This window comes from Verrucomicrobiia bacterium, from assembly GCA_035629175.1.
In the GTDB taxonomy this organism is placed as follows: domain Bacteria; phylum Verrucomicrobiota; class Verrucomicrobiia; order Limisphaerales; family DASXHY01; genus DASXHY01.
Window position 1 is genome coordinate 1 of record DASPIL010000008.1, and the last position, 5155, is coordinate 5155.

Genomic DNA, 5155 nt, shown 5'->3' on the forward strand with positions numbered 1-5155 from the left:
TACGTTTTCGGTGGGGAAACCTACGATTTGGTCCCTGAACTTACGTTTCAGGTGCTGGAACCTAGGTTTTGGCCGGTTGAACCTAAGATTTAGTGCTAGGAATTAGGATTTCGGGGCGTTGTCCTACGATTGGGGTGCTCTGCCTTACGATTTCGGAGCGTTGTCTTACGATTTCAGGCCTAAACTTACGAGTTGGGTGCTCTACCTTACGTTTTCGGAGCGTTGTCCTAAGTTTTGTGGCGGTGACGTAAGATTCTGGTGCTGATTCTTAGATCGTGGCACGCGAACCTACGTTTCGGAACGTTGTCCACAGTTTCGCGCCACCGTCGGGGGTAAATGGAAAAGCGGGTTTAGGCAAATTACGCGAATTTGCGCGAATTGCCTGCTGCCGATTTCGTGTGGTTGGTGTGATTCGTGGTTTTCTAATTCTCTGCTGACCCGTGGGAACGCGGACTTTTGAACAGGAGGACGCAGAGATAGCAGAGGAAGACTACGGGCAAAGCTTTGCGTTTGGTGTTCGGATTCGCGTTGACTCGACGCAGGAAGAGAAGGCAAACGGGTTTACGCGAATTACGCCAATTTGCGCGAATTGCCTGCTGCCGATTTCGTGTGGTTGGTGTGATTCGTGGTTTTCTAATTCTCTGCTGACGCGTGGGGACACGGACTTTTGAACAGGAGGACGCAGAGATAGCAGAGGAAGATGGTTGGTGAAGTAGATGGAAAAATGAAACGTTCCTCCTCCCCCCGGCCCCCTCCTCCGGCTGCGCCCGGAAGAGGGGGAGAGGGACACGGATTGAAAGGGAAACGGTTTTACGCCAATTACGCTGCTTTCCGTAAATTTCCAATCCGATTTCGTGTGGTTGGTGTGATTCGTGGTTTTGCCATTCTTCTTCTGATCCGTGGGCAAACGGTATTTGAAGAGGACGCAGAGATAGCAGAGGAGATGGTTGGTGAGGCAGATGAAAAGATGAAACGTTCCTCCTCCCCTCGGCCCCCTCCTCCGGCTGCGCTCGGAAGAGGGGGAGAGGGACAAGCATTGAAACGGAAGACGTTTGTACGCCAATTACGCTGCTTTCCGTAAATTTCCAATCCGATTTCGTGTGATTGGTGTGATTCGTGGTTTGCCATTCTTCTACTGATCCGTTGGCAAACGGGATTTCAACAGGAGGACGCAGAGATAGCAGAGGAAGATGGTTGGTGAGGCAGATGAAAAGATGAAACGTTCCTCCTCCCCCCGGCCCCCTCCTCCGGCTGCGCTCGGAAGAGGGGGAGAGGGTCAAGCATTGAAACGGAAAACGGTTTTACGCCAATTACGCTGTTTTCGTAAATTTCCAATCTGATTTCGTGTGATTCGTATGATTCGTGGTTATTCATTTCATCTGCTGATCCCGGTGCATCAGTTTCCATGCGTGGTAAATGTCTGCGGCTTCGGACCGCGTTGGGATGATCATTTGAGCGGACCCTCTGCCCGACGCTTTCTCTCCTTGCTCCTGCTGAATGTCGCCTCCGCCTCAGGCGCGCGGATGCGCCTGGTCGTAAACCTTTTTGAGCCGCTCGGTGGTCACATGCGTGTAAACCTGCGTCGTGACCAGATGCGCGTGGCCCAGCAATTCCTGAACGCTCCGCAAATCCGCGCCCGCGTCCAGCAGGTGCGTCGCGTAACTGTGACGCAACTTGTGCGGCGTCAACGAGGGATCCAATCCCGCCGTGGCAAGATGTTTCTTCAATCGCGTTTGCAACACGTACGGGGCAACCGCCGTGGGTTCCGGTTTTTCAGCTAGAAAAACTGGGTCCGCGCCGGCCGGACGGTTCGGCAGAAGGCTCCAATAGGTTTCAATCGCTTTTAACGCAGGCTCCCCGATCGGCACCATCCGCTCCTTCTTGCCTTTCCCACGAACACGAACCAGCTGCTCTGGCGCATCAATATCCTCAACGCGCAACCCGCACAACTCGCTCACCCGCAAGCCGCAGGAGTAAATCGTTTCCAGAATTGCCACGTCGCGGTAGCAAATCGTCGCCCCAATCGGACGCCCCCGTTTCCTTGCTTTGCTCTCACGCGGTGACAACGGCGCAAGCGGAGCGTTCAGAAGCGACAGCATTTGATCCGCGGTTAAATACTTTGGCAGGCGCTTGGCAAGCTTGGGTAAGGCAAGGTTCCGGACAGGCGAGGTTTGGACGGCACCACGGCGCACGAGAAACTTGTAAAACGTGCGCAATGCGGAGAATCGAAGCTGAATGGCTGCGCGGCCGAGTTGTTTGCGGCCCAGAAACCGAAGGAACGAACGGAAATCGTCGCGCTGCAAACCCGCCCAGTCCGGCGCCGCGTTGCGTTCCTGTCGATGCCAGTTACAGAATTCCAACAATGCATCGCGGTAATTGCGCTGCGTGTAAACGGACGCGTCGCGATCGATCGCAAGGTGTCGAAGGAACTCGCGCAGATGTGGATCTTCGGGAAGATCAGGCAGCGGAGAATCCTTGGGCTGCTCATCCGGCGCAATGGGGGCGCGGCTCATCCGGAGGCGTTTCCTTACTCTACGCGGGCCTGGCTTTCTTCATCGCGAGGCGGAAAATCAAACGTCACCTTTCCCGAATCATCCAACTGGAGAAAGGCCGAGAACGGCTTGCCCGCCTTGGAAATAAATTGGTCCAGCAGATCCGTCCGGCGCGCAGTCAACAATTTCTGCGCCTGTTCGCGATCAACGGGACGTTGCAGAATCTGCTTTCCGATCTTGAACTTGCATGGCCTCTTTTCCGCCTGCGAATTCTCGCAGAGATAGGCGTCCTCCGTTTCGAAGACCCGACCCTTGCATTTGGGACATTGGCCGATCGGGGTCATCCCCGTGAAATCGAGCTTGGGCGCTGGTTCCTTGGCAGCACCGTTGGCAGCCTTTCCCTTGCGAACGCGAGGCGCGAACTCAAAGGTCACCTTTCCATCTTTCAACGCCAGGAACGCTTCAAACTTCCGGCCTGTCTTCTTCGATACGAAATTGCGCAGGAGATCTGTCTTTCCCTCCGCCAGAAGCTTGGTGACCTGCACGGGCTCGACGTTCTGCTGCAGGATGATTTTCCCCGTCTTGAAATCGCACGTCTTGCCCGGTCCAACCGATTTCTCGCAGACGTAATTCATCCCGCCATCAAACACGCGCGCGCCACACTTTGGGCAGGTGCCGAGCGGTTCCTTGCCTGTGAAATCCACGGGGGCGGCGCCTTCGCCATTTCCATCCTTTTGGTCCTGGCCAAAATCAAACTCCACTTTCGCTTCAGGCGAAAGCTTCAGAACGGCCGCGAAGGGAAATCCCTGCTTGCTGCGAAATCCCTGGATCGGGCCGATTTGTTTTTCGGTGATCAGCTTCTCGACTTCCGCGGGTTCAAACATGCGGCTGCAAAGGATCTTCCAAACCGCGAAATCGCACTTCACGCACTGGAATTGCTTGTAGCGCTCGTGCACCTCGCCTCCGCATTTCGGGCACGGCGTTTTCAGCACGCCGAAGTCGCCGGGAATCGTGTCGTATTCATACTGCTTGGCGCGATCAACGATGTGCCGCGTCATCTCCGCGATCTCCGACATGAATTCGTCGCGGCTCTTCTGGCGCTTCTGGATCTGGTGCAGTTTGAATTCCCAATTGCCCGTCAACTCGGGCCGCGTCAGCTCTGGAACCCCCAGGCCGTTCAGCAATTCCATCAGCGAAAACGCCTTCGCCGTCGCCTGCAACTCCCGTGCGTTGCGTTGAATATATTGCTCAAGGATCAGGCCTTCGATGATCGCCGCGCGGGTCGCTGGCGTGCCCAACCCCTTCTCGCGCATCGCCTCCCGCAGTTCATCGTCCTCGACCAGTTTCCCCGCGCCTTCCATCGCGCTCAGGAGCGTCGCTTCCGTATACCGTGGCGGCGGCTTGGTCTGGCTGTGTTTCACCTCCACTTCGCGAGTCGCCACAGCTTCATTCGGCGTCACAGCCACAAGATTTGCAGTCGCATCTTCGTTCTGCGCCTCCTTGCCGTAAACCGCCAGCCAGCCGGGCGTCACCAGGACTTTTCCGCTCGTCTTGAAAGCCTCGCCTTCGACCCGTGTGATGCGTGTGGTTTCCAGGAATTCCGCCGCGGGATAAAAAATGGCGAGGAATCGTTTCGTCACCATGTCGTAGAGCTTTTGCTCGGGCTCGCTCAACCCGCGCGGGGCCTGCGTCGTGGGAATGATGGCAAAATGATCTGAAATTTTTGCGTTGTTGAAAATGCGCTTGTTGGGCTTCACCCAGCCGCTCTTCAGCACGGTGTCTGCAAACCCGCCGTATGGTGTTTCCGCGAGCATCCCCAGCACATTCTGCACGGTGCCAATATAATCTTCGGGCAGCGCGCGAGAGTCGGTTCTTGGATAGGTCAGGACCTTGTGCTTTTCGTACAGCGCCTGCGCAAGGCCCAGTGTGTTTTTCGCGCTGAATCCAAACCGCGAGTTGGCGTCTCGCTGCAGGCTGGTGAGATCATACAGGAGCGGCGACATCGATGTCGTCGGCTTGCTCTCTTCTGTGACCACGCCCGGTTTGCCCACACATTTATCCCGCAACGCTTCCGCGCGCGCGCGATCCCACAGGCGTTCCGGCTTCAGTTCGGCATCGCCCTCCTTATCGGGCCGGACAAATTTCTCGTCGAACCAACGGCCCAAATACTGCCCCGCCGCGGCTTCGAAAGTGCCTATCACTTCCCAATAATCCCGCGAAACGAACTTGCGAATTTTTTGTTCGCGTTCGACGACGATTGCCAGCGTTGGAGTCTGGACCCGGCCGACGGTTGTTTTGAAAAAGCCGCCGGACTTTGAATTGAACGCGGTCATGGCCCGCGTGCCGTTGATTCCCACGAGCCAGTCCGCTTCCGACCGGCTGAACGCGGCCTCCGCGAGCGGGAGCATGGATTGATCATCGCGGAGCTTGGCGAATCCTTCGCGAATCGCGGCGGGCGTCATGGATTGGAGCCACAGCCGCTGGATGGGGAGCTTGGATCCCGTGTATTTGACGATGTTGCGAAAAATCAATTCCCCTTCGCGCCCGGCGTCGCACGCATTGATCAGGGCATCGATGTCCTTCCGCTTCAGCAGCTTCGTGATGGCTTTGAGGCGGCTTTCGCTCTTCTCGATGGGGCGGAGGTCAAAATGCGGCGGGATGAC

At 56.5% G+C, this 5155-nt stretch carries 2 protein-coding genes; both read right to left on the reverse strand.

The window, feature by feature from the left end; all coding sequences use genetic code 11:
• Window positions 1-1511: 1511 nt before the first annotated feature.
• The gene (locus tag VEH04_01105; GenBank protein HYG21348.1) at window positions 1512-2513 is read right to left on the reverse strand and encodes a tyrosine recombinase XerC; all 1002 of its coding nucleotides are present in this window, start codon (window positions 2511-2513) and stop codon (window positions 1512-1514) included.
• 14 nt (window positions 2514-2527) lie between these two features.
• A partial coding sequence (locus tag VEH04_01110; protein ID HYG21349.1) for a DNA topoisomerase III occupies window positions 2528-5155 on the reverse strand: 2628 nt, incomplete at its 5' end.